Origin of the sequence: Pantoea sp. USHLN298, from assembly GCF_037149395.1 — a bacterium.
Lineage (GTDB): Bacteria > Pseudomonadota > Gammaproteobacteria > Enterobacterales > Enterobacteriaceae > Pantoea > Pantoea astica.
In genome coordinates this window covers 57394-83192 of record NZ_JBBCRO010000009.1, presented here as the reverse complement: position 1 = coordinate 83192, position 25799 = coordinate 57394, and the positions used below count along the sequence as shown (strand labels likewise).

Here is a 25799-nt window from a genome sequence, read left to right as displayed (position 1 = left end):
ACGCAGTGGTATCGTTTCCATTGTTGACGGCTTTCAGGCGTTATCCGTTTAATAAATCAGCGTTTAAACTTTTTCAGTTGGCTGAATATAAAATTAAGTCACTGATAATAAGGTTTAATCAGGAGTTTTTTTACACTCTGCCACGAAAATACAATGTAAATGACATGTGATAGCGTTTACACTAGCGCTGAAGTTTCTTTACATTTCTTCTTTTTCACCAAGGTTAATGACATGTCACGGGTATCCCGAACACTCAATTTGTTAACGCTGCTGTTTTCAGTCGCCTGCTCTGCCTGGCTGCTGATCGGTGGCGTCTGGTTGCTATCGCTGGGCGGTAGCGCGTATTACCTGATCAGCGGCCTGGCGATGGCAGGCTTTAGCCTGCTGTTGTGGCGCAGAAAACGCAGCGCGCTCTATCTCTATGCCGCGATTCTGATCGCCAGTGCGCTGTGGGCGTGGCAGGAAGCGGGCAGCGACTACTGGACGCTGGTTCCGCGACTCGACGTCTGGGTGCTGCTGGGGATCTGGCTCATTTTGCCTTTCAGCTACCGCCAGTTTGGCCTGGCTGACAAAAAACCATTGGCGGCGATGCTGATTGCCTTACTGGCTAACGGAGCGCTGCTGGCAGGATCGTCATTGCACGATCCGCAGGAGATAAACGGCGAATTACCGCTGACCGATCGCGCACCCGCCGCCTCATCGGTGCCGGCGGAAGACTGGACCGCCTATGGCCGCACGCAGGAAGGTGTGCGTTACTCGCCGCTGAAGCAGATCAATGAGCATAACGTGCAGAACCTGCAGGTGGCCTGGCAATATCACACCGGCGATGTCAAAACCGCTAACGATCCGGGTGAAATTACCAATGAAGTGACGCCGCTGAAGGCGGGCAACATGCTTTATCTCTGCACGCCACACCAGATTCTGCTGGCGCTGGACGCGGTGAGCGGCAAAGAGAAATGGCGCTTTGATCCGAAGCTCAAATCCGATCCGTCATTCCAGCACATCACCTGTCGTGGCGTGTCCTACCACGAAATGCCGGCGGCACAGCAGAACAGCGGCTCACAGCCGGCTCACTGCGCGCGTCGTATCTTCCTGCCGGTGGATGATGGCCGTCTGATTGCGCTGGATGCCGCCTCGGGTGAGCGTTGCGAGAACTTTGCCAGCCACGGCGAACTGAATCTGCAACATCAGCAGCCCAATGCTTATCCGGGCGGTTATGAGCCGACGTCACCGCCGATTGTCACCGACAAAGTGGTGATTGTGGCGGGCTCGGTCACCGATAATCTGTCAACCCGCGAGCCGTCTGGCGTGATCCGCGGTTTCGATATCGACAGCGGTAAGCTGGTGTGGGCGTTTGACCCGGGCGCGAAAGATCCCAATGCGCTGCCGGCAGAAGGGGAAACCTTCAGCGCCAACTCACCTAACTCCTGGGCACCGGCAGCGTATGACGCTCAGCGTGACATCATCTATCTGCCGATGGGCGTCTCGACGCCGGATATCTGGGGCGGTCATCGCACCCCGGAGCAGGAGCGTTATGCCAGCGGACTGCTGGCGCTGCACGCCTCCACCGGTAAGCTCGCCTGGTTCTATCAGACCGTGCATCACGATCTGTGGGACATGGATTTGCCATCCCAGCCGACCCTGGCGGACATCACGGATAACAGTGGCAAGCGCGTTCCGGTGGTCTATGTTCCGGCTAAAACCGGCAACATTTTTGTTCTGAATCGTGAAACCGGTCAGCCGGTGGTGCCTGCACCAGAAACCCCGGTACCGCAGGGACCGGCGAAAGGCGATCATCTCAACCCGACCCAGCCTTTCTCGCAACTCACTTTCCGGCCGAAGCAGAACCTGCAGGGCAAGGATATGTGGGGCGCAACGATGTTTGATCAGCTGGCGTGCCGCGTAATGTTCCATCGCCTGCGATATGAAGGACCGTTTACGCCGCCTTCAGAGCAGGGCACGCTGGTATTCCCGGGTGATTTCGGCATGTTCGAGTGGGGCGGGATTGCGGTTGATACCGACCGTCAGATCGCAATTGCGAATCCGATGGCGATGCCATTTATCTCCCGGCTGGTCCCGCGCGGACCGGGCAATCCGATTGAGCCTGGCGCGGCGGGCGCGGCAGGTTCCGGTTCCGAAGCCGGTGTTCAGCATATGTATGGCGTGCCGTATGGCGTTGAGCTGAATCCGTTCCTGTCGCCGTTGGGTCTGCCGTGCCTGCAGCCGTCGTGGGGCTTCGTCTCGGCGATCAATCTGCAGAATCATCAGATCGTCTGGAAGAAACGCATTGGTACGGTACGCGACAGTGCGCCGGTTCCGCTGCCGTTTAAAATGGGCGTGCCGATGTTAGGCGGTCCGGTAACGACTGCGGGCAATGTCTTCTTTGTTGCCGGTACGCTGGATAACTATCTGCGCGCCTACAGCGTGCGTGACGGTAAACTGCTGTGGCAGGCCCGACTGCCGGCGGGTGGTCAGGCGACGCCGATGACCTATGCGGTTAACGGTAAGCAATACGTGGTGATTATGGCGGGCGGACACGGCTCGTTTGGCACCAAAATGGGCGATACGCTGATCGCTTATGCGCTGCCGTAATCCCGGTTAATCTGTGACATCACGCCCCCGCCGGTCTGCCCGGTGGGGGCTTTTTTTTACTGAGATCGCGGGGCTGTCAGGCCAGGTCTCTGCTTCCTTGCTACGCTTGAGCCGCCCCCCTTGTGATTAAGAGAGCAAAACGCATGGATCTGAAACAGATTGACGCTGCGGCCTGGCGCACGCTGGGCGAGGCTGCTGGCGATCCCCAGGCGGAATTTCGCTATCTGACCCTCTGTACCGTTGATGCCGCCCGTCGGCCGCAGGCGCGCACGCTGGTGTTGCGTCAGGTCGATAGCGTCATGCGGACCCTGACCTTTCATACCGACGTACGCAGTCCCAAGTGGCAGGAGATGATGGCGAATCCGCAGGTAACGGTACTGGGATATGCCCTGCAGACCCGGCAGCAGTTGCGCCTGCAGGGACGGGTTGAACTCTATGCGCAGGAGAGCGATATCGCCCTTGCCGCGTGGTCGCGGTTACCGGCGCACACCCGCAAAACCTACCGCGGCGGGCCGCCCGGCGAAGAGACAGAGAGTGAGCCGCAGGCAGCTCCGCCCGCCACCACTGACGAAGCGGGCAGGCCGCATTTTGGCGTGGTGGTGATGCGCGTCAGCGAACTGGACTGGGTTCAGCTACAACGGGACAACAATCAGCGGGCGCTGCTGACCTATTCGACAGACGGCACATTAGCCAGTGGCCAGCGCATTGCACCCTGAGCGGCGGCGTCCGATCCCGGTCTACACTCACTGAACACGCTCTTTCAAACGACGAGGTCAACGTGGGTTCAGTAAACAATCGGGGCCAGTCCCCTTTTATTGACGGTTTTCAGCTACAGGATGTCACGCTGGATAATGGCATAACGCTGCGGGTCGCCACGGGCGGCAGCGGGCCGGTGCTGGTGATGCTGCACGGCCATCCGCAGAATCACCTCTGCTGGCATAAGGTCGCGCCGGTGCTGGCACAGCATTACACCGTCGTTCTGCCCGATCTGCGCGGCTATGGCGACAGCGATAAACCGGCCAGCGATGCGCAGCACCGACCCTATTCGAAACGGGCGATGGCGCAGGATATCGCGCTGCTGATGACCACGCTGGGCCATCACTATTTTGCCTTTGTCGGACACGACCGTGGCGCCAGGGTAGGGCACCGGCTGGCGCTCGATTATCCGGATCGCGTCAGCGCCTGTACCTTTATCGATATTGCCCCTACAGCCACCATGTACCAGCGCACCGACCGCGAGTTCGCGACCCGTTATTTCTGGTGGTTTTTCCTGATCCAGCCTGCGCCGTTACCGGAAACGCTGATCGGATCAAACACCGAATTCTTTCTGCGGCAGCATATCCGGGCGCAGCTCAAGGTCGCCGATGCCACGCCCGAAGCGATCCTGAACGATTATCTGCGCTGTTATCAGCATCCCGCGATGGTACACGCGGTGTGTGAGGATTATCGCGCCAGCGCGACCATTGATTTAGACGATGATGCTGCCAGCGAAGGGCAACGGATACGCTGTCCGCTGCTGCTGTTATGGGGCGAGCAGGGTACGGTCGGCCAGCTTTACGATGTGCTGCAGACCTGGGCTGACAAAGCCACCGATGTGGAGGGACGGGCGTTGCCCTGTGGCCATTCGCCGCAGGAAGAGGTGCCGTCCGCGTTCCTCTCTGAATTACAGCCCTTCCTGACCGCCGCCGGAAAGCATCGACCGGCTTGAGCCACAGCCCTGGCAGCCGGGACATCCCGTTAATAATGTCATATTCACTGCCAGCCGCTGCGCTGGCGATTTTTTATCTGCCGTATCGCTTACCGTATTTTAGCGCCACGTTATCCTCATATTTCCATCTTTTTACGCTATTTCCTATCTTTTAGCTTCGCTTGTGCCAGGCTTTAAATTCCCATGAGGCAGTCACTTATGCTGCAGCTCAGGGAAAGTAACCCTTATTTCTCTGCGCGCTTATTCCAGCAACACGTTCTCAGGACGACGGGCAGGTTAACCATGAACAATCGACCGCCTGAAAAACCGGGGGCAGGGGAAAACGATCAGCGACTCAGGCTGGCGGAAGAGAAACTTGAGGTCTCGAAGCAACAGGTCAGTGACGGTCATGTCAGGGTTACCCGGCGGGTAATCGAGCATGAAGAAAAAATTGCCCTGATGCTCAGGCAGCAGACCGCTGAAATAGAGCGAGTCCCTAAATCGGAACGGCTGACGACGATGCCGGAAATCCGCGAAGAAAACGGCGTGATCATCATCCCTGTGGTTGAAGAGGAAGTTGAGATTATCCGTCGGCTGGTGCTGAAAGAGGAGCTGCATATCCGCAAGGTGATCAGCCAGGTTCCGCTGGAACAGGTCGTCACCCTGAAAAAACAGCACGCTCAGATAGACATACATCAGAACCCAAAACAGGCTGAATCCATCACCGAGGAGAAAACCATGGCGCGTGAAACAATCGTAACAATGTTCAGTAATGTCACACTGGCAGAAGGCGCAAAACGCAACCTGATTAAAGCGGGTTTCCTGGACGATGATATTGATATCCTTTCCGGAGAACGCCTGCGCACTGAAGGGCAGGAAGCGCGTCATCCGGGCTTCTGGCAGCGTCTGTTTGGCAATACGCTGGAAGAGGATCAGGCTGAAGTGTATGAAGACGCGATGCGGACCGGCGGTGTGGTGCTGACGCTTCGCGCGGATGAAGATCAGCTGCCGCGGGCGCTGGGCATTCTCGATGCACATGAAGAACTGACCGAACGCAGCGCCGCCTTGCCAGAGGACTATGCCGCCGATGATGGCCTGAGCAGTGCGCCTGGTGCATCATTGAATCAACCGGCGTCGGGCAGCGATCTCAGCGGCAATCAGCCATACAGCGCGAGCGTGCGTCCATCCCTGACCGGTGATGAAAGTGAAGAGGATGTGCTGCGTCTGGCCGAAGAGCGGCTGGAAGTCGGTAAACGACTGGTCAGCGAAGGCTCCACCCGGGTGCGTCGCTACACGGTCACCGATCAGGTCTCTGAAAATGTGTCGTTGCGTGAGCAGCATGCGGAGATTTTCCGCCGTCCGCTGAGCGAAACCGGCGCACCGGATCAGGTCGACTGGTCGGAAAAAACCATTGAGGTTGAAGAGACTCACGAACAACCGGTGGTCAACAAGACGGCGCAAATCATTGAGGAAGTGGTACTGCGTAAAGAGCAGAGCGATCGGGTTGAAACCATCAACGATTCGGTACGTCGTCAGGAAGTGGATATTGACCGTGCCAGCACGGATAACGTCGCCAGTAACCGCAGTGCGACCGATCCGCTGCTCGACGCCACCCAGCAGGCCCGCACCGGTCACGACAGCCCGGCAGTGACGCCGGGTGGGCTGTCCGGCCGCGATCCGGCGCATCACGAAGGTGTGATGGATAAAGCGGGCGATAAAATTGCTGAAGCCAAAGAGAAGGTTGAAGACAAATTTAAAAAGCCGTAAGCCGCAGCTTTACCCGGCTCGTCATACTGCCCGTATCCGCCGATACGGGCCTTTTTTATCCTCAGCGCAGCGGGGCGTTAACCCGCAACGCGTCCAGTTCGCGCGCATCGTGGCTGCAAAAAAAGGTAATTTCGCCGCCATGCTGGCAGGAAAGCTCACGCAGTCGCTGCTGATTGTGCCGCCGTGCCGCATTATCCATCGCCATCATCCACTGATAAAAGCGCAGCCCCGGCGTACAGTGCCGCGCTGGCTGACGCATCTCACCGCGATAGAACCAGGCATCACCGCCGTGCAGCAGCCAGCCATCGGGCTGCTGAATCGCGATACCGGCATGACCTGGCGTGTGTCCCGCCAGCGGCACCAGCAAAATCTCCGTCGGCAGATCACGCAATCCCTGCACCGCCTCAAAGCCAAACCACCTCTCTCCCTGCGGCTGATAGGTCTGCCAGTTGCTGACGCCGCCCCATTGTCCGGGACGGTAGCGTTCACGCGACAGCCAGCTATGACGCTGATGGGCAGTATCAACTTCCTGCTTTAGCAGATGAATGCGCGCCTGCGGGAAATCGGTTAAGCCACCCGCGTGGTCAAAATCGAGATGGGTCAGAATGATGTGACGCACATCCTCAGCCTGAAAACCCAGCGCGGTTATCTGGGCCAGCGCGGTCAGCTCATCGCGGCGCTGAATGTTGTTTAAGGCGCGGAAAAAGCCGGACAAGCGGCTGCCGGGCGCGCGCATATCCTGACGGCCAAACCCGGTATCAACCAGCACCAGCCCGTCGCGGTCGGTCTCAATCAGCAGACAGTGGCACACCAGCTGGGCGGTCAGGCCTTTGCTGAAGCCGTCATAGAGCGCGCCACCCAGCGGACACATACAGCCACAGTTGAGATGGTGAATTTTCATCAGGCCTCCATAGGGTTATTGCACAGGATAGGACGCGTCGCTGCCAGCCTGGCGAGTGGCGCGTCACTCTGGCTATAGAGTGTAGAAAGGGTTAGCGCAGTAGGCGGAGCGGTGCAGCGGATAACCGGGCAAAATTGCCGGTTATCCGCCAGAAAGCAGCGATTTAACGGTGGAACAGCGGGAATGCGCCGGTGAGCAGACCGCCAGCCATCAGCACCAGACTGATCAGAATCCCCCACTTAATCGCAAAGCGCTGATGATCGCCGATATCGACTTTTGCCAGCCCGACCAGCAGATAAACCGACGGCACCAGCGGACTGAGCAGGTGGAACGGCTGACCAACAATCGACGCGCGGGCGATCTCCTCGGCTGAGATACCGTAACTGGCGGCGGTCTGGGCGATAACCGGCAGAATGCCGAAGTAAAACGCATCATTGGACATAAAGAAGGTGAACGGCAAACTGACCAGCGCAATGAACACCGCCAGATAAGGCCCGAAGCTGTGCGGGATCACCGCCAGCAGGCTCTTCGCCATCGCATCGACCATGCCGGTTCCGGAGAGAATACCGGTGAACACGCCGGCAGCAAAAATCAGCGAGGTCACGGCCAGCACGTTACCGGCATGGGCGCCAATGCGGGCTTTCTGCTCTTCCAGCGACGGATAGTTGAGCATCACCGCAACCGCAAAAGCCAGCATGAACAGGATCTGAATCGGCATCAGCCCAATCACCAGCAACACCAGCAGTAAGGTGGTCAGAATGAAGTTCGGCCAGAACATTTTCGGACGGCGATTGGCGGCGCACTCTTCAGCATCACCGAGTCCCAGTTCGATATTATCAAGGTGATGATCCTTCAGAGTCATCACGCCCAAACGCTTACGTTCACGCAGGCCAAACAGCACCGCCATCCCCACCAGGCTCATGCAGGCCATCAGCATGGCGGGCAGCATCGGAATGAAAATGTCCAGCGCATCAATGCGCAGCGCTGCTGCCGCACGTGCCGTCGGCCCGCCCCACGGCGAAAGGTTCATAATGCCGCTGGCCAGGTTAACCAGACAGGTCATGGCCAGCACGTTCATGCCAAGACGCTGATAAAGCGGTAAGAAGGCAGCGATAGCGATCATGTAGGTGGTGGAACTGTCGCCATCCAGTGAGACCAGCAGGGTCAGCACGGCGGTACCGACCAGCACCTTGAGCGGATCGCCGCGTACGATTTTCAGGATAAAGCGTACCAGCGGATCGAACAGGCCAGCATCAATCATCAGTCCGAAATAGAGAATAGAGAAGGTGAGCATGACGCCGGTCGGGGCCAGCGTTTTAACGCCGTCCAGCATCATGGCGCCCAGGCCCTGATAAAAGCCGCCAATCAGGGCAAACAGCGTCGGGATCAGGATCAGCGCAATCAAGGCTGACATGCGTTTGGTCATGATCAGATACATGAAGCAAACAACCATGGAAAAACCCAGTATGGTCAGCAAATTAAAGGCCCTCGTCATGGCGTTAAAGTTATGAAACGGTGAAATAGTGCGACAAAAATTTAAGGTATACTTAGCGCGGTAATGATTAACCTTTTGTTTTAATTAACACTGTCTGTAAAGACGATAATAATCACCCGTCAGGATTTAGCATTTATTTAACAAAAAAGAGTGATCCCGATCGTTTTTAAACGGCTGTTAAACGAAATTGTGTGATTGCGATCAACTGAGGCTGCCGGTTCACCCGGTTATCAGGGCCAGCAAAGGAAAGAGGTCGCGGAAGATGTCACTGCTAACGGAGAAGAGCTGTAGCCTGGCTGAGCCGGAAAGCTCAGCCAGAAAGGGAAGGATACGGGATTAACTGCCTAACAACTGCATGATTAATTCAGGCGTCTTATTCGCCATTTTCATCACGGCATTCTGGCCCTGTTGCAGTATCTGACTGCGCGCCAGCTGACTGGCTTCCTCTGCATAGTCCGCATCCTGAATGCGGCTGCGGGCGGACGCAGTATCCACGCCCTGCTGTGACAGCACCGCGCGGTTAGATTCGTAACGGTTAATCTTCGCACCATAGGTTGACTGATAGCGGCTGATTTTTTCCAGCGCGCTGTCGAGCGCCTTCATGGTGTTACTGATATCACCCTCAGTCAGAAGCGTGGTGTTCTTCAGCCCCAGCGCTTTGGTATCTGACGGCGTGGCCGGAATATGATCTGACTGTATCGGCTGACCATAGTCGGCGCTGGTGATCACCTCTAACGGTTCGCTCTGATGTGGCGGCGTGGGCGGAATCGCTTTCGGCTCAGGCAGATTTCCCCAGGTCAGGTTACTGGTGAACGATCCATTACCCACCACCACCACGATCAAATCTTCGCTGACGGTATCGAGCGTAATGCGCTCCAGTCGGGTACCGGTGTTGGTGCCGTTGTTGAAGTCGCCACTGGCAACATCTTCATAGCGATCGCCGTCACCACTGTAGGTGATGTTCATCCCGTTGTAGCTGCCGCTGTTACTGCCTGCCAGCGACCAGCTCGCTCCGCCTTCCAGCAGCTGCGAACCGTCATAGGTTGCGCCACTGGCGAAGCCGTTGTTGCTGGTCAGCAGGCGAGACTGCGCGCTGGCGTCGTCGGTGATGCCTTTGCTCACCCAGGTATAATCGGGGGTGCTGCCGTCAATCGGGGTGCCGGCCAGGTGCTTACCGTCGCGGGTAAACAGCTGCAGGTCATCATCCTGACCCAGCGAGTCAATGGTGATGGTGATGGCGGTCGAGCCGGCCGGGATATAGGCCAGCGGGATCACCCCGGAGGTAAACGAATAGCTCTGGCCCGCTACCGGGAATCGGCTGCTGATCGGCTGGACGTTGCCGAGCAACGCCGGCGGCAGGTCCGGATCGTTGGTGGCTAACGGGTATTTACCGAAAATTTCGGTGTGACTGGCGATGTCGTTAATGCCAGCCAGAATCTGCTGGTATTCACTGTTAAGGGTCTGGCGATCCACCTCCGACAGGGTACCGGTGGCAGCCTGAACCGAGAGCGTTTTCGCCCGGACCAGCTGGTCGACGATGCTGCTAAGGCCACCGCCTGCCGTCTGGGCATAGCTGATCGCATCGTTCAGGCCGCGCGCGACCACATTATCGGCACCGATATTGGCCGTCATCCGGTTGGCAATCGCCTGGCCTGCTGCATCGTCTTTAGCACTGTTAATCCGCATCCCTGATGATAAGCGTTCAATCGTTCTTCCCAGAACTGTGTCAGTGCTGTACCGCATTTTGTTCGTTAATGCGGCGGTTTCGTTATGGTTGATCGTTAACATAGTCGCTTCGAACAGGGAGTAGGGTCTGTGTTTTATCGGCATGATGATTAGCAGCTTTAACCTGCGACGGCGCATATTCTGGCTGTTATAGCGGCCGTATGGGCAAGTGGCTGAAGGGAGTGGGGTTTTTTGATAAAAAATATTAACGATTCAGCGAGCAGCCATCCCTGCTGCGCGTGGCGCAGCAGGGGATGGGAAGGAGCAATCAGTTAAACACCATACCGCCATCAATCAGTAACGCCTGTCCGGTCATATAATCGGAGTCGGGTCCGGCAAGGTAGGCGACACAGGCTGCCACGTCTTCCGGCTCGGAGAGGCGTCCAAGGGTGATGCGTTTGGCAAATTCCTCCGTGCCGTAACCGGCCGGTTTTCCGGCCGCTTCAGAGATCTGCCGGTCGATCTCTTCCCACATTGGCGTTCTGACAATGCCGGGGCAGAAAGCATTGACCGTGATACCGGCAGATGCCAGATCGCGCGCGGCGGTCTGGGTCAGGCCACGCACCGCAAACTTACTGGAGCTGTAGACGGCGAGTTCCGGGTTACCGACATGGCCGGCCTGTGAACAGGCGTTGATGATTTTGCCGCCGTGGCCTTCAGCAGCGAACGCCCTGATGGCGGCCTGCATACCCCAGATCACCCCTTTCACATTGACGTTGTAGACTTTATCTATCACCGCTTCGGTGATCTCGGCGATCGGCGTGGAGGGCGCGATGCCCGCATTATTGACGATAACATCGAAGCCGCCCAGCGCCTGGCGCGCCTCCTCAACGGCATGCATCACCTGATCACGCTGGGAGACATCGACTTTCAGCGCCAGCGCTTTGCCCCCAGGCTGAATGATCTTCTCTGCCACCTGGCGGGCCGTTTCAGGGTTGAAATCAGCCACGGCCACGGCAAAGCCGTCTCTGGCGAGACGCAGGGCGATCGCTTCACCAATTCCCTGTCCCGCACCGGTAACAAATGCCACTCTGGTTTTCATCATCATATCCTTTCAGGTTGAAATTAAAGAAGCTGGCTCAGATGCAGCTGGCCCATCAGCAGGTGGTTGTCCGCATAATCGACCGGTACCGCCACCACGGCAGGTCCCTGAACATCCATCGCCTTACGCAGGGTCGGTTCAAGCTCTGCCGCACTGTTAACCGCAAAACCGGCGGCACCAAACGCTTCGGCATAAACCTTGAAATCGACCGGGCCAAACTTCACGCCGGAGACACGCTGATATTTCTTCTCTTCCTGCATCGCCACCATGTTGTAGGCGTTGTCGACCCAGACGATGTGCAGAATATTGGCGTTCAGCCGTACCGCAGTTTCCAGCTCCATGCTGGATTGCAGGAAACCACCGTCGCCCGATACCGACACCACTTTGCGCTGCGGATCGACCAGCCAGGCACCAATCGCCCACGGCAGCGCCACGCCCATGGTCTGCTGACCGTTAGAGATCATGATCTGGCGGGCGCGGAAACTGTAGAGATAGCGGGCGATCCAGATGTGGAAGCTGCCCATATCGACGGTCAGGCTGACATCGCTGTTAATGATGTCCTGCATGGCGCGCACAATCCGTAACGGATGCAGCGCAAACTGATTGAGGCTGGCACCCTGCATCGCCAGGAGTTTGCGCTGCTGTTGCCGATCCTCCAGCACGCTGGCGGCTTCCGGGCTGAGCTGCAGCGGCGCGGTAATGCGGGTTGCCAGCTTGCGCAGCGTGGCGGCGATATCACCGACCAGCTCTGCGTCTGGCAAATAGCGGTTGTCGGTTTCGGCGGGCATCACGTCGATATGGATCAGCGTCGCGTTGCCGGTGTTCCACATTGCCGGTTCATACTCCACCGGGCTGTAACCGATGGTGATAATCAGATCGGCCTGTTGCAGCAGCCGGTCACCGGCCTGGTTGTTGAACAATCCGACGCGTCCGGCAAAGCGGGAGAAATGTTCCTGCCTGACCGCGCCCGCCGCCTGATAGGTGCTGGTAACCGGAATATGCGTGCTGTTCAGCAGGTGGTGAATCGCTTCGCTGTTTTCTGGCTGGCTCGCCATCAGTCCCAGCAGGATCACCGGGTTTTTCGCCGCCGCTATCGCCTGACCGACCGCATCAATCATTGCATCGGGCGCGGCACCCAGAACCGGGCGGCCTTTGCTGCTCAGGGCCCGGCCGGTGACGGGCTGATCGACGATATCCTGCGGCAGGCTGATGAACGCACCGCCACCGCGACCGTGCTCGGCGTGGCGGAATGCATTCGACAGACATTCAGACAGCGCAGCCGGATCGGTCACTTCGACCGCATATTTGGTGACCGGACGAAACATGGAAACGGTATCCATGCTCTGGTGTACCTGCTTGGCGCTGTCAGAGCGCTTCACGGCACCGCCGATCGCCACCACCGGATCGCCTTCGCTGGTGGCGGTCGCCATCCCGGTGATCAGGTTGGAACAGCCGGGACCGGAGGTGACCAGCGCGACGCCCGCGTTGCCGGTCAGCCGGCCAACCGCCGCGGCCATAAAGGCGGCGTTCGCTTCGTGGCGCACCGGGATAGTCTGAATCGGGGAATCCAGCAGGGAGTCGAACACCTTGTCAATTTTTGCGCCGGGAATACCGAATACGTGGCTCACGCCCTGTGCTTCAAGTTGCGCGACCACCAGGTCGGCGCCGCAGGTCCAGAGTGTGCTGTCGGTGGAGTTTTTCATCTTCATTCCTCTGTTTAGCTTTCAACTGCGCGAATGGCGGCGTCGAGGTTGGCGGGATTGAGGTTGGCATTGAGAAAATCGCTGTCCTGAGGCAGATCGACCACCAGTTTGCTGATGGCGCCAAAGGTCAGGGTGCCCTGTTCCAGCGCATAATCGAGAATGTGACCGCCGCCTTCGCGATCGTCAGTGATAAAATGTTCGTGATAGCCAGCCACGTTGATGCCCTGCATATACTGCGGTGTGCGGAAGCCAATCAGCTCACCCGCACGCTGGCTGAAAGTGAAGGTCGGCTGGTTGCCGAGCACTTCCGGCATCGAACGATAAGGGCGGCACTGGCAGGGGACGGTGCGGGTCTCGACGCGGCTGAAGCGTCCGCTGATGCGCAGCGCACAGAACTGGTTGTCGGAGGTGATTTCACGGTCGATCACGCGGTGAATCGCTTCACGTGAGATCGGCCGTTCAAATTCATACAGATGCTGCGGTTTGAAAAAGGTCATCACCGCAAACGGGGTTTTCTGTTGTGGATCGGCGGGATGCGCGCTGCCGTCTGAATGCAGCTGATAGACCTGGCTGTCGAAGGCGATCAGTTCGCCATCCAGCCGGTTAAAGGTGCCTAAGCCAAAATCGCCCTTGCGCAGCAGGTCAGCGATCCGGGTGTTGCCATCGTAAACGCCGCTCAGCAGCGCACTCATCAATGAGGTCTGATAGATAACACTTTCTGGTGCATCCTGGGAAAGTTTTAGGACAGTATGTTTCAGTTGATCCTCACAGGAACAATCAGTTACATAATTGCTCATTTGATGCCTCATAGGTTAACCATTAAGCCGTGTTAACCTAATGTTGAACCGATTCAGTCGGTGGGTCCAATAGCGAAACCTGTTAACTTTGAGACGTTTTTGATATGGAACTGCGTCATCTGCGTTATTTTGTCGCCGTCGCCCAGACGCTTCATTTCACCCGGGCTGCTGAAATGCTGGGGATTTCGCAGCCGCCGTTGAGTCAACAGATACTGCGGCTGGAGCAGGAAATTGGTACGCCACTGTTAAAGCGTCTGACGCGCGGCGTTGAGCTTACCGAAGCCGGTGAAGCCTTCCTGGCCGAAGCGCAGCAGATTGTGCAACTGGCCGATCATGCGCTGGAAAATGCGCGGGGCATTGCCCGCGGTATCAGCGGCCAGATGTCGCTGGGCTTTGCCAGTTCGGTGGCGTTTAATCCGCGGATATTTGTGTTAATCCGCCAGTTTACGCAGCGCTATCCGGCGATGGAGCTGCTGACGCGCGAAGAGAACATGGCGCTGCTGATGCAGGATTTACAGGAAGGGTTGCTGGACGCGGCGTTCATTCGCCTGCCGTGTGAAAGCAGTAAAGCCTTTAATCTGCGGGTGATCTCAACCGAGAGAATGCTGATTGCGCTGCCGCGTCAGCATCCACTCAGCCAGGCACCCGCGGTGGCGTTATCGGCGCTGGCCGCTGAAACGCTGGTGATCTTCCCACGCGAGGTGGCGCCCAGCCTGTATGAACTGATTGTCAGCGCCTGCCTGCGGGCGGGCTTTTCGCGCCACGCCTTTCAGCAGGCGCCACAGATCACCTCATCGCTCGGCATGGTGGGCGCCGGATGCGGTGTCGCGCTAGTGCCGGCGTCGATGCGCTGTGTGGGCAATCCTCAGATCAGCTTCTGTGAAATCGAAAATAATACGCTGTTCACCGACGTGGCGTTCGCCTGGCGGCGCTACCCTCCGTCAAAAGCGATATTGCATCTGCTGTCGCTGCTGGCGGAGAAACCGCCAGCCTGAAACGCAGCGGCGTTGATAAGCGCAGGCTATTGAACTGAGCACAATAACCGACTGGCACCGCGCGTCCGGGTTGCGAATAATCGAACCATGACTACATACCGCGTTCGAGTCGGGTTTCACAACCCGTCAGCCCTGACATTCAGGCAACTGGATGAGATTCTGGAGCCGCAGCGATTCTGGAGAACAGATTCGGCCAGCGGCAGGTTCCGCTATTTCATGGAGTATGAGTATCAATCTGACATACGCGATCTCTGTTCAGTTTGTTCGCTGGCCTACTCTCAGGCCTGCAAAGTCAGGAAATGCCCGTTAATCCTGGTTGAAGTGATGAAGTAACCCGGCCGTCCGATGCCGCCCGGTGGCGGGATCGGACGGTCAGCCTGAATCAGGCCCGCTTCCTGTTCATTAACAGACTCAGCGACGCAGGCAGCACCGTCAGCGTCACCAGCGTGCCGGTCACCAGACCACCAATAATCGCAAACGCCATCGGTCCCCAGAAAACCTGATGCGAGATCGGGATCATGCCGAGGATCGCAGCGCAGGCGGTCAGCAGGATAGGGCGAACGCGGTGCTGCGCCGCTTGCCGGATGGCTTCATCCGGCGGCAGTCCGGCGCGGGCGTTGGCGTCGACTTCACTGATCATGATCACCGCGTTACGGATGATGATGCCAGCCAGCGCGATAATCCCCAGCAGCGCAACAAACCCCAGCGGTGTCCCCGCCGGCAGCATGGCTAACACAATGCCCGGCAGCCCAAAGGGTGCCATGCAAAATGCCAGCACCATGCTGGAGAAACGCTGTAGCTGGATCATCAGCAACACCAGCATGACGCAGAGGGTGATCGGCAACAGGGCGAACACCGAGCCGTTACCCTTATCCGATTCCGCCACCACGCCACCTTCTTCAATCCCGTATCCGGCGGGCAGGGCGGCGCGCAGCGAGGCGACCTGCGGCGCGAGCTGCTGCGACACGGTTTCAGCGCGCTGGCCGGGCGCGATATCGGTCTGCACGGTGATGTAAGCCAGCCGCTGACGTCGCCAGATCACCGGGTCGTCCACGCCCCACGTCAGGGTCGCGACCTGGCTGAGCGGGACTTTTTGCCCGCTGGCGGTGGTGAGCATCAGGCCCGCCAGCACAGTGGTATCCTGCCGCTCGCGATCGTTACCGCGCAGCACCACGTCAATCAGCCGGTTGCGGTCGCGCAGTGTAGTGACCACGCTGCCGGACATCACGGTGTTAAGGGCGGAGGCGATGCTGTCAGACGAAAGCCCGACCGCGCGGGCAGCGGTCTGATTCACCGCCAGGGTGATGACCCGTTCCGGTTCTCCGGCGGTGAGATTCACCTCGCGGGTGAGCGGCGATCGGGCAATCACCGCCGCCAGCTGGTCGGCAGCCTGGCGTACTTTGGCGTTGTCCGGACCGGTAATGCGATACTTCAGCGGCCAGCCGACCGGCGGACCGAGTTCGAGCGGTGATACCCGGGTGGTGATGTCGCTGAAATGGTGCACCATCACCCGTTCGAGCCGCTTGCGCAGCCGATCGCGCGCGGCGAGGTTATGTGCCACCACCACCAGCTGGGCGGTGTTTTCATTATCCAGCAGCACATCCATCGGCAGATAGAAGCGTACCGCGCCGGAGCCAACGTAGCTGGTAAAGTTGGCAACGTCAGGATCGTTGCGGATCGCCTGTTCCAGTTGTGCAGTGCGGCGCGCCGTTTCAGCCTGTGCGGTATTGGCGGGCAGCGTCAGGCTCACCAGCAGTTCAGGGCGATCGGAGGCCGGAAAAAACTCACCCTGCATAAAAGTGGTGGCGTAAAGGCTGACCAGCAATATCCCCAGCGCGGCGCCGAGCGTGATTAGCCGGTGTTGCAGGATCTGCTCCAGCAGCCGGTGGTAAGCGCGCATCAGGATGCCCGGCGGACGGTGTGCCTTTACGCTGCCTGCCGATAACAGCCAGCTTCCGGTCAGCGGGGAAAACAGCACCGCCACGACCCATGAGCAGAGCAAGGCCAGGGTGATCACCACAAACAGCGAGTAGCAATATTCTCCGGCGCTGGACGCGGCGAATCCGACCGGTATGAAACCCGCTATCATCACCAGCGTGCCGGTCAGCATCGGGAAGGCGGTGGTTTTAAACGCATAGGTGGCGGCCTGCCATTTGCTGTCACCCGCTTCCAGCCGCGCCACCATCGCTTCCACGGTGATCATGGCGTCATCCACCAGCAATCCCAGCGCAATAATCAGTGCGCCTAGCGAGATCCGTTGCAGGCCGATATTCGCCAGCAGCATGCCGGTAAAGGTCATCGCCAGCACCAGCGGTATAGCGGCGGCCACCACCAGGCCAGCCCGCAGTCCCAGCGACACAAACGAGACCGCTAAGACAATCACGATCGCCTCGCCCAGCACCCGGACAAAGCCGCTGACCGCCGTTTTGACCACCGCGGACTGATCGGCAACCCGGGTCAGCGTAATGCCGTGGGGCAACTGGCTGGCTAATCGGCTCATCCGCTGATCCAGCTGCTGACCAAAGTCGAGCATATTGCCGCCGTCGGCCATGGAAATGGCCAGTCCGATGGCGGGCTTACCGTTAACCCGAAAGGCGGGAGCTGGCGGCTCGGCGGATTGCAGGCTGATGGTCGCCAGATCGGTCAGCGGAATAAAGCGTTGACCGATATGCAGCGTCACCGCCTGCAGGCTGGCGACCGAGGTTAAGGTGCCGCTGACCCGCAGCGCGATATTTTCGCGATCGGTGCGCAGGCTGCCGGCAGGGACCACCTCATTCTGGGCTTTAAGCGCATCGCTGACCTGCTGCAAATCCAGCCCCATTCCATCCAGCTTGCGCGGCGAAAAGGCAATCACCACCTGCTGCTCCTGGACACCGAGTAAGAGGGTTTTGCCGATATCGGGCAGATCGGCCAGGCTACGACGCAGGTTATCAACCTGATCGCGCAGTTCCCGCGCGGTGAAACCCTCGGCGGTAAAGCCATAAAGGGTGCCAAAGGTGTCATCAAACTCGTCATTTACCGCCGGCCCCTGAACGCCCTGCGGCAGCGAAGGCGCGATATCCTGCATCTTTTTCCGCAGCTGGTACCAGATGCCCGCCACCGCTGCGGGAGGCGTATCGTCGCGCAGATTAACGTAAATCACCGTCTGCCCGGCCCGGGTTTCGCTTTCAACTGCGTCCAGCGACGGGATCTCCTGCACCTTTTTTTCCAGTACGTCGGTGACCAGCTGCACGGTGGTATTCACATCAGCGCCCGGCCACTGCGCGGAGATCACTGCCGTTTTGATGGTAAAAGCCGGATCTTCGTTGCGCGACAGATGTTCATAGCTCAGCACACCCACGGCCATCACCAGCAGCATGAAAAATACCACCAGCTGCTGATGCGCCAGTGCCCAGCCAGAGAGATTAAAAGCGGATGAGGAGGAAGCAGGCTTCATGGCGCCTCCTGAGATAACGCGACCTGTTCACCAGGCTGCAGGGTGCTGACACCGGCCGTCACCACCGTTTCACCCGGCTGGATGCCGGTGCTGATAAAAATCTGCTCTGCGGTGAAGCGGGTCATCACCACGGGGCGCAGCTGCAATCGTCGGGTTGCGCGGTCAACCACCCACAGCGCGGGTTTTTCACCGGCGCGGGTCAGGGCACTGGCGGGTAAGGCGATCACGGGCGGCTGACCATCCGGCAGACTGAGCATGACCGTGGCGCCAAGCGCCATGGTGGCAGGCGGATTGTTCAGCGTGACCCGCAGCCGCCAGGTGCGGGTCTGCGGATCGGCCTGCGGGCTGATATCACGCACGCTGCCGCTGACCTGCACGCCGGGATCGGAGAGCAGCGCAATATTCAGCGGCATCCGGTTATCTGGCCGAATCAGGCTGGGTTCTGCCAGATCAAATACCGCATCGCGCGTATCCCCGGCGGCCAGCGTCATCACGCTTTGCCCGGCGCTGACCACCTGACCAGGCTGCAGGTTGACGGCGGTGATCCTGCCGGATGACGGGGCCCTGAGCTGGGTCCAGCTGAGCGTATCCTGTGCGTTTTTCAGCGCAGCCTCACTGCTGAGACGCCGCGATTGTGCGCTCTGAAAGTCCGCCTGGGCGCTGTCCAGCTGGCTGCGGGCGATGGCGCCGCCCGGCATCAGCAATCGCATCCGGTGTAAGTTAAGTGCGGCGACGCGTTCGGCTGCGCGGGCGCTCTCAAGGTCGGCCCGGGCGCTGCTCAACTGATTCCGGGCTGAATTGTCTTCCAGCGTTGCCAGCGGCTGACCCGCAGTGACACTGTCACCCAGTTCAACCGTGCGGCGGATAACCCGACCGTCGAGCCTGAAGGCCAGCGCCACCTCCTGATGGGCGTGGACTTCGCCGGTGAGCGACAGTGAGGCATCGTGACTGAACGCCGGGGCAATAACGGTTTTTACCGGTCGTAACGGGGCGACGGGCGGCTCGGCATGATCATCCCGGCAACCGGTCATGATGAAGATCCCCAGCAGCAGGAACACGATCGGCGCAAAGAGGTGAACACTGAGGAGATGACGCCACACCTGACGGGCAGCATCCTGAATTAAGTCTGTCATAGCCGGGTTCCTGTAATGAGTTGTGCTCATTGAACCCGGCTTGTGTCCAGAATCCTTCGATGAACCGTCAAGAAACGGTCAAGTTATCGCTTTTCAGTTCACCGGCAGGTTAACGCCGATTAACAGCCCGCCCTCCGCCGGCAGGCTGGCGTGAAGAGTGCCGCCGTGGGCTTCAATAATGGCTTTGGCAATCGACAATCCCAGACCGCTGCCGCCGGAGTGGCGTGCACGGGAGGACTCAGCCCGGGTAAAGCGGTCAAACAGTGTCGGCAAAAAATGGCGTTCCACGCCCTGACCATAATCACGGAAGGTCAGGGCAGTGTATCGATCGCCCTGGCTGGCGGTGATCTCCAGCCGTCCGCCCTCCGCAGCGTAGCGCAGCGCGTTTTCGCAGATAATGGTCACCACCTGACCGAGACGAAACGGATCGGCAGTCAGATAGAGATCCTGTGCCGGCGTCACGCTGATCGCCATGCCCGCTTCCCGCGCCTGCGGCATCAGCCAGCCGATCCGCTCGCGTAACAGTTCACTGAGGTTCACCCGATCGCGATTCAGGGTGAGCTGACCGGCATCCGCCAGCGATAACAGGTGCAGCTCATCCGTCAGCCGACTGAGCTGCGTCAGCTGTTTCATGATCATCGCCAGCTGCTGCGGTTCAGGCTGGAATACGCCGTCCAGAATCCCCTGTAGTCGGCCAATGGCCGCCGTCAGCGGGGATCGCAATTCGTGCGCCATCGCGACGTGTGAAGCACGCAGTTCCCGCTCGTAGCGCGCCAGCTGTTGCGTCATCTGGTTGAAGTCTTCGGTGAAGCGCACCAGCTCCTCTGGCGCCTCTTTCACCAGCGCCGCGGAACGGCCAAACTCGCCCTCAGAGACGGCGCGCGCCGCCGTCGCCAGCTGGCTGAACTGCGCCGACAGCGGACGAGCGAAACGCAGCGCCATCAGCACCATAAACGGGATCATCACCGCCACCAGCACGCCAACGGTAAGCCAGTCTGACGAGGCCAGCGAAGGATCGGAAAAGTTGATGCCCCACCACTGATCGACAATCTGATGAAAACGGGCCGGATCGCTGGCGGGATGGTGCCGCAGCTGTGAGAACTCCTCCAGCAGGGCGGGCGGCATCCGGTAATAGACCCAGAATGCCTGCACGGCAAAACGCAGCCACATACAGAAGGCGATCAGAATCACGCTGCCAATCGCCAGAAACATGACCCGGACGCAAATCCAGCGCCACAGTGAGGGATGGGTCTCGTTTTTCATGGCTGTCTGAACCGATAGCCGACGCTGCGAACGGCCGGTAACAGATCGGAGATGCCCGCCACCTCCAGTTTACGCCGCAGGTTGTAGACATGGGTGTCGACCACCCGCTCCAGCGCATCGCTCTCCGGCAGGCAGTGCTCCAGCAGAAACAGGCGGGTAAACGGCCGGGTCGGCGCACGCATCAGCGTCACCAGCAGAGAAAACTCGGTCGGGGTGAGATCGAGGCGGCGAGGGCCGGCGCCGTCAGTATTGACCACGGCGGTAAGCGCCAGCGGATCGACCTCTAATCCCGCCCAGCGCAGGGTTTCCGGCTGCGGTGTGTTGTACTGACTGCGGCGCAACACGGCCTGAACGCGCGCCACCACTTCGCCTGGGTTATACGGTTTCACCACATAGTCATCTGCGCCATAGCGCAGCGCGCCGATGCGATCCGGCGCGTCGCCCATCGCGGTGACCATAATCACGGGCGTGTCGCCGCGCCGCCGCAGCGCCGCCAGCACTTCGGTGCCGTTCATGCCGGGCAGCATGATATCCAGCAGGATCAGATCGGGCTGCCAGCGGCGGGCAACCTCCAGGCCGCTCAGGCCATCACCGGCGACGGTAACTTCATAACTTTCACGTTTCAGATACGCCTCAAGCACACCGGCTGCATCCGCGTCATCTTCAATAATCAGCACACGTTTTGACTGCATTTTCGGACCACCTTGACTGTTTCTTCATAAATCCCTGGTCGTTCATTGACACAGGTTTCACATACTCCGGCCAGAGACGCGTAACTGATCCCACTCGGTTCCGCAACGTGATGTGATAATGAGGAAACGTGATGATAACCGGAAAAATACAGCTTCACATGGTCTGTTTTTCGCTGGGGTTAAGCGCCGCCGCTGCCGTGGCGGATGACAGCGCAACGCCAGCGCCCAGCGTGACACTGGGCATGGCCGGTATCTATGCGCCGCGCTACAGCGGAGCGGATAAACGTCACTGGCAGCTGATGCCGCTGATTCAGGCGCGCGACGGGGCCTTCTTCCTGGATACGCAAAAGGGGATCGGCTACGACCTGCAGGCGGATAATGGACTCTATCTGGAACATACCCTGGGCTATGGTCTGGGACGCGCGGATAAAAATTCAGCGTGGCGTGACGGTGACGATCGGCTCAAAGGGATGGGCAACATCGATGCGACGGTCAACACCTCGCTGGCGCTGGGCTGGTCAGTGACGCCCTGGCTGGCGCTGGAAGGCAAAGCGACACTGCCATTAAGTGACGGTCAGGGTGTGCAGTATCGGACTTCGGCCACCCTGGTCCCGTGGCAAACCAACAGCGACACGGTCGCCTTGCAGGTTTCCGGTCTGTTCGGGGATAGTCGTTACATGAACACCTTCTACGGCGTCAACAGCCAGCAAAGCGCACGCACGGGTTTTGCCCGCTACAACGCCGCCGGCGGTTTCTATGGCACCGACACCAGCCTGACCTGGAGCCATCAGTTCACGCCCGCCTGGTCGGCCAGTGTCATTGGTGAATATACCTGGCTCGACAAGCACGCCTCCGATAGCCCGATTGTTGAGAAACGCAATGGGACATCGGCCACCCTTGCGCTCAGCTACTCCTTCTGATGAGGGCATGAAAAGGCGAGGCGGTATGCGCAGTCATCGAACCCTGCTGGCGGCGCTGATCCTGTTGTATCTGCTGGTCTACGCACTGACCGGGCTGGCGATCAGCCTGTTTGATTCGCCGATTCGGGGGTAAGGCTCGATCGCGGGGCGCAGGGTGACTGCGCCCGCGCTGTTATCCCTGGCTTCAGGTGCGTACGTCACGCTGGTACAGATGAAGGAGCTCTTCAGAGAGCTCACGCGCCAGCATGGAGGTCATCAGGTGATCCTGAGCATGGACCATAATTAAGGTCATCGGCTGCCGGGCTTCGCCGGCATCCTGCTCAATCAGCCGGGTTTGCATTTTATGTGCCTGGCGGGTGAAGGTATCGGCCTGACGCAGCAGATCCCGCGCCTGTTCGATCTCTCCCTGACGGGCCGCCTGCAGTGCCTCAAAACAGAGGCTGCGCGACTGACCGGCATTCACAATAATCTCCATTACCGCTTCTTCCTGATCGATCATGCTACGTTCTCCGGGTGGGTAAAACCGTTACGGGCCGATGTTGCGGCAAACCACTCACCGCTTTTTTTCACCGTGCGTTGCTGCGTAGCGATATCGAGCTGGACAAAGCCGTAGCGATTTTTATAGGCGTTACACCATGACCAGTTATCAATAAAGGTCCACATATGGTAGCCGAGACACTGGCTGCCTTCGCCGATCGCCCGGTGAACCCATTTAAGGTGCTCAGCAACGAAGTCGATACGGTATTGATCGTTGATCTGCCCATCCTCAACAAAGCGTTGCTCATTCTCTACGCCCATGCCGTTTTCTGAAATAAAGCAGCGTGGATTGCCATAATTGAGTCGCAGGTTGGTGAGAATGTCATAGATACCCGGCTCGTAGATTTCCCAGCCGCGATAAGGGTTCATTTTCCGGCCCGGCATCTCATAGCTGTCAAAAAACCATTCCGGCATAAAGGGCGCAGCCGGATTGATTGCGCTGTCACGGCATTTTACCCGCCGTGGCTGATAATAATTGACCCCGAGCAGGTCGATAGCGCCTTCGGCGATCAGGGCGTTGTCTTCTGGTTGTGCTGGGGGTAACTGGCCGTACTGCCTGAGCAGTGCCACCAGATCGGCCGGAAATTCGCCGCGTAACACCGGGTCGAGAAAACTGCGGTTAAACAGCAGATCGGCGTGATGCGCCGCGGTGAGGTCCGCCGGATTCTGCGACCGCGGATAGGAGGGCGTCAGGTTGAGCACAATGCCGATTTCACCTGGAAAAGAACCGGCCCGGAAGGCCCGGACCGCCGAAGCATGGGCCAGTACCGTGTGGTAAGCCACCGTGGCCGCCCGGCGGAAATCCACCACGTTCGGATAATGGAAGTCGTACAGGTAACCGCCTTCAACCGGCACGATCGGTTCGTTAAAGGTAAACCAGTGCGCTACCCGGTCGCCGAACAGCTCAAAGCAGAGGCGGGCATAGCGACTGAATGCCGCGACGACGTCACGGTTCTCCCAGCCGCCCAGCTGCTGCATCGCCATCGGCATGTCAAAGTGAAACAGCGTCACGAAGGGCGTGACGCCCTGCGCCAGCAATTCATCAATCACTTGGTTATAGAACGCTACCGCCTGCGGGTTAAGATCACCGCTGCCGTCCGGGATCAGCCGCGACCAGCTGATTGAGGTGCGGAAACTGTTGTGGTTCAGCTGCTTCAGCAAGGCGATATCCTGACGCCAGTGCTGATAGAAGGTTGAGGTGTCAGCCGGGCCAATCTGCTGATGAAAACGCGATGGCTGCTGCGTGTACCAGTGATCCCAGATGGTGGCGCTTTTGCCGCCGTTCAGGCTATCACCTTCGGTCTGTAAGGCGGAACTGGCGCTGCCCCACCAGAAGTTATCGGGAAACGTGTAGTGCATGGTGCCTCTCTCCAGGAAATTAGTGGGTACCGGCGGTTTCAGCCAGCGGCGCGTGCGACTGCGTCTTCTCCAGTTCGGCTTTCATTAGCGATCGTTCGTAGGCGCGCAGAAACGGCAGGTAGCACAGGGCGGAAAGCACCATGCAGACCAGGCACATCACCACCGGACTGATCGCCCAGTTGGCTGCCCATGACGCGCCAATCGGTGCCGGTGTGGTCCACGGCGTCAGCGACACCACCTGCGCCAGCCAGCCGAGCCGGGTAGCGGTATACGCCAGCACGGCGTTAAGCATCGGTACGCAGACAAACGGAATAAACATCAGCGGATTCATGATGATCGGTGCGCCAAACAGGATCGGTTCGTTGATATTGAAGAAGCTCGGCACGATGCCCATTCTGCCGATGGTGCGCAGATGGGTGGCACGGCTGCGCAGCAGCAGAAAGGCCAGAGGCAGCGTGGAGCCGACACCGCCAATCAGCAGGTAGTGATCCCAGAAGCCCTGCAGATAGATGTGCGGTAACACATTGCCCGCCGCCAGGGCGGCCTGATTAGCGGAGAGGTTGGCCATCCAGAACGGGTTCATGATGCCAGTGACAATCAGCGCCCCGTGGATGCCGGCAAACCAGAAGATCTGACACAGCAGTACCGACAGCAGAATCGCCGGTAACGAGTCGGAAGCGGAGACCAGCGGTGCCAGCAGATGCATGATGGCCTGCGGAATGATCATCCCGGTTTTGGCCTCAATCAGCAGATTGAGCGGATGCAAAGTCCCGATGATCACCACCACCGGGATCAGGATCTCAAACGAACGTGCGACACCGGTCGGTACCTCTTTGGGCAGGCGGATCGTGACGTTGTTGTGCTTCAGCCACGCATACACGCGGGTAGCATAAATGGCGGTCAGCAGCGCGGTAAAAATCCCCTGACCGGAGAGGTATTCAGTGGAAATGGTGTGATTGGAGTAGGGGGCCGCCACCAGTAAAAAGGCCATAAAAGCCAGCAGACCTGACATCACCGGGTCCAGTGAGAATTGCCGTCCCAGGCTGGCACCAATCCCCACCGAGATGAAAAAGGTCATCACCCCCATGCTGAGGTTAAACGGCAGCATCAACTGGTCACGGTAGGTGGCGGAGAAGTCGAGCCAGGCCCGGGCGACGCTGTTGGTGCTGGTGGCGGAGAAGGGAGGAAAGATAAACACCAGCATGAAGGAGCCGATGATCATAAACGGCAGCGCGGCAGTAAAACCGTCACGAATAGCAATCACATATTTCTGCTGGCCCAGCCGGCCGGCCAGCGGCGTAATCGATTGCTCAATCACCGCGATCATGGATTGATAGAGTGAGCTCATAAGGCCGCCTTTTCCTGCGCAGCTGCAATCAGCGACAGCGCGAAATCCAGCACCTTGTCACCCCGTTGCATGCCGTAATCCATCATATCGATCGGTTGGACCGGAATCGCCTGGCCTGCTGCTTTTTCGCTCAGGCTTTGCAGCATATATTTTACCTGCGGTCCGAGTAATACCACCTGATAGCGGGAAAACTGTTCGTCAAACTCCGCTACGCCAAACGCGTTGATCTCAACGGCTAATTCCCGTTGCGCGGCGGCTTCCACCATTTTCCGCACCAGCATGCTGGTGGACATCCCTGCTGAACAACACAACATGATTCTGTACATGGTTACTGTTCCTCGCCTTTGACACTAAAGTGAGGCTGATTGGATATCATATGGAAACCGGTTTCCATCGACAGCAATCAG

21 protein-coding genes are annotated in these 25799 nt (G+C 58.8%); 7 read left to right on the top strand and 14 right to left on the bottom strand.

Going from position 1 to position 25799, the window contains the following annotated elements:
- Window positions 1–231 precede the first annotated feature (231 nt).
- The 4 genes from WFK59_RS20750 to WFK59_RS20735 all read left to right on the top strand — a co-directional run bounded on the left by WFK59_RS20750 (window position 232) and on the right by WFK59_RS20735 (window position 6046).
- Complete coding sequence (locus WFK59_RS20750; protein ID WP_233988858.1) at window positions 232–2592, top strand: glucose/quinate/shikimate family membrane-bound PQQ-dependent dehydrogenase; 2361 nt, start codon at window positions 232–234, stop codon at window positions 2590–2592.
- A 143-nt stretch (window positions 2593–2735) separates the two neighbouring features.
- Window positions 2736–3308: a pyridoxamine 5'-phosphate oxidase family protein gene (locus WFK59_RS20745; RefSeq protein WP_336757138.1), complete on the top strand. Its 573-nt coding sequence runs from the start codon at window positions 2736–2738 to the stop codon at window positions 3306–3308.
- 62 nt (window positions 3309–3370) lie between these two features.
- A complete protein-coding gene (locus tag WFK59_RS20740) occupies window positions 3371–4300 on the top strand; it encodes an alpha/beta fold hydrolase (protein WP_336757136.1) in 930 nt (309 codons plus the stop codon).
- Between the two features lie 282 nt (window positions 4301–4582).
- A complete protein-coding gene (locus WFK59_RS20735; RefSeq protein WP_336757134.1) occupies window positions 4583–6046 on the top strand; it encodes a YsnF/AvaK domain-containing protein in 1464 nt (487 codons plus the stop codon).
- A gap of 61 nt (window positions 6047–6107) precedes the next feature.
- Here the strand turns inward: WFK59_RS20735 and WFK59_RS20730 are convergent, their stop codons facing one another.
- From WFK59_RS20730 to budA, 6 genes are all read right to left on the bottom strand, one after another.
- Window positions 6108–6947 (bottom strand): MBL fold metallo-hydrolase, encoded by an 840-nt coding sequence (locus WFK59_RS20730; RefSeq protein ID WP_336757132.1) that lies wholly within the window; start codon window positions 6945–6947, stop codon window positions 6108–6110.
- 163 nt (window positions 6948–7110) lie between these two features.
- Window positions 7111–8424 carry a CitMHS family transporter gene (locus WFK59_RS20725; protein WP_336757130.1) on the bottom strand — a complete coding sequence of 438 codons (1314 nt, stop codon included), beginning with the start codon at window positions 8422–8424 and terminating at the stop codon, window positions 7111–7113.
- A 354-nt stretch (window positions 8425–8778) separates the two neighbouring features.
- Window positions 8779–10230, bottom strand: a complete 1452-nt coding sequence (locus WFK59_RS20720) for a flagellin N-terminal helical domain-containing protein (protein WP_336757128.1) — start codon at window positions 10228–10230, stop codon at window positions 8779–8781.
- Between the two features lie 205 nt (window positions 10231–10435).
- On the bottom strand, window positions 10436–11209 hold the full coding sequence (locus WFK59_RS20715) for a (S)-acetoin forming diacetyl reductase (protein ID WP_336757126.1): 774 nt from the start codon (window positions 11207–11209) through the stop codon (window positions 10436–10438).
- A gap of 23 nt (window positions 11210–11232) precedes the next feature.
- Window positions 11233–12912, bottom strand: a complete 1680-nt coding sequence (gene alsS / locus WFK59_RS20710; protein ID WP_336757124.1) for an acetolactate synthase AlsS — start codon at window positions 12910–12912, stop codon at window positions 11233–11235.
- Between the two features lie 14 nt (window positions 12913–12926).
- A complete protein-coding gene (budA, locus tag WFK59_RS20705; RefSeq protein WP_233988850.1) occupies window positions 12927–13709 on the bottom strand; it encodes an acetolactate decarboxylase in 783 nt (260 codons plus the stop codon).
- A 104-nt stretch (window positions 13710–13813) separates the two neighbouring features.
- On the opposite strand from budA, the gene WFK59_RS20700 reads away from it, so the two are divergent.
- Both WFK59_RS20700 and WFK59_RS20695 read left to right on the top strand, forming a co-directional pair.
- The gene (locus WFK59_RS20700; RefSeq protein WP_233988849.1) at window positions 13814–14704 is read left to right on the top strand and encodes a LysR family transcriptional regulator; all 891 of its coding nucleotides are present in this window, start codon (window positions 13814–13816) and stop codon (window positions 14702–14704) included.
- Window positions 14705–14791: 87 nt separating this feature from the next.
- Complete coding sequence (locus tag WFK59_RS20695) at window positions 14792–15037, top strand: hypothetical protein (protein WP_233988848.1); 246 nt, start codon at window positions 14792–14794, stop codon at window positions 15035–15037.
- A 49-nt stretch (window positions 15038–15086) separates the two neighbouring features.
- On the opposite strand, the gene WFK59_RS20690 is transcribed toward WFK59_RS20695, so the two are convergent.
- The 4 genes from WFK59_RS20690 to WFK59_RS20675 form a co-directional block, all read right to left on the bottom strand.
- Window positions 15087–18140: an efflux RND transporter permease subunit gene (locus tag WFK59_RS20690; protein WP_336757122.1), complete on the bottom strand. Its 3054-nt coding sequence runs from the start codon at window positions 18138–18140 to the stop codon at window positions 15087–15089.
- On the bottom strand, window positions 18137–19273 hold the full coding sequence (locus WFK59_RS20685) for an efflux RND transporter periplasmic adaptor subunit (protein WP_336757120.1): 1137 nt from the start codon (window positions 19271–19273) through the stop codon (window positions 18137–18139). Before WFK59_RS20685 ends, WFK59_RS20690 begins: the two co-directional genes overlap by 4 nt.
- 93 nt (window positions 19274–19366) lie before the next feature.
- Window positions 19367–20536, bottom strand: a complete 1170-nt coding sequence (locus tag WFK59_RS20680; protein WP_336757118.1) for a sensor histidine kinase — start codon at window positions 20534–20536, stop codon at window positions 19367–19369.
- Complete coding sequence (locus WFK59_RS20675) at window positions 20533–21228, bottom strand: response regulator (protein ID WP_233988844.1); 696 nt, start codon at window positions 21226–21228, stop codon at window positions 20533–20535. Before WFK59_RS20675 ends, WFK59_RS20680 begins: the two co-directional genes overlap by 4 nt.
- Window positions 21229–21359: 131 nt before the next feature.
- On the opposite strand from WFK59_RS20675, the gene WFK59_RS20670 reads away from it, so the two are divergent.
- Window positions 21360–22148, top strand: coding sequence for a MipA/OmpV family protein (locus WFK59_RS20670; protein WP_336757116.1), 789 nt, complete (start codon window positions 21360–21362; stop codon window positions 22146–22148).
- 184 nt (window positions 22149–22332) lie between these two features.
- On the opposite strand, the gene WFK59_RS20665 is transcribed toward WFK59_RS20670, so the two are convergent.
- The 4 genes from WFK59_RS20665 to WFK59_RS20650 are packed head-to-tail and all read right to left on the bottom strand — an operon-like array spanning window position 22333 to window position 25718.
- Window positions 22333–22647: a PTS lactose/cellobiose transporter subunit IIA gene (locus WFK59_RS20665; protein ID WP_233988842.1), complete on the bottom strand. Its 315-nt coding sequence runs from the start codon at window positions 22645–22647 to the stop codon at window positions 22333–22335.
- Window positions 22644–24044, bottom strand: coding sequence for a glycoside hydrolase family 1 protein (locus WFK59_RS20660; protein ID WP_336757114.1), 1401 nt, complete (start codon window positions 24042–24044; stop codon window positions 22644–22646). The genes WFK59_RS20665 and WFK59_RS20660 overlap by 4 nt, the downstream gene beginning before the upstream one ends.
- A gap of 19 nt (window positions 24045–24063) precedes the next feature.
- Entirely contained in the window at window positions 24064–25392 is a 1329-nt protein-coding gene (locus WFK59_RS20655) for a PTS sugar transporter subunit IIC (RefSeq protein WP_336757112.1), read from the bottom strand.
- A complete protein-coding gene (locus WFK59_RS20650; RefSeq protein ID WP_233988839.1) occupies window positions 25389–25718 on the bottom strand; it encodes a PTS sugar transporter subunit IIB in 330 nt (109 codons plus the stop codon). The genes WFK59_RS20655 and WFK59_RS20650 overlap by 4 nt, the downstream gene beginning before the upstream one ends.
- Between the last annotated feature and the right edge of the window lie 81 nt (window positions 25719–25799).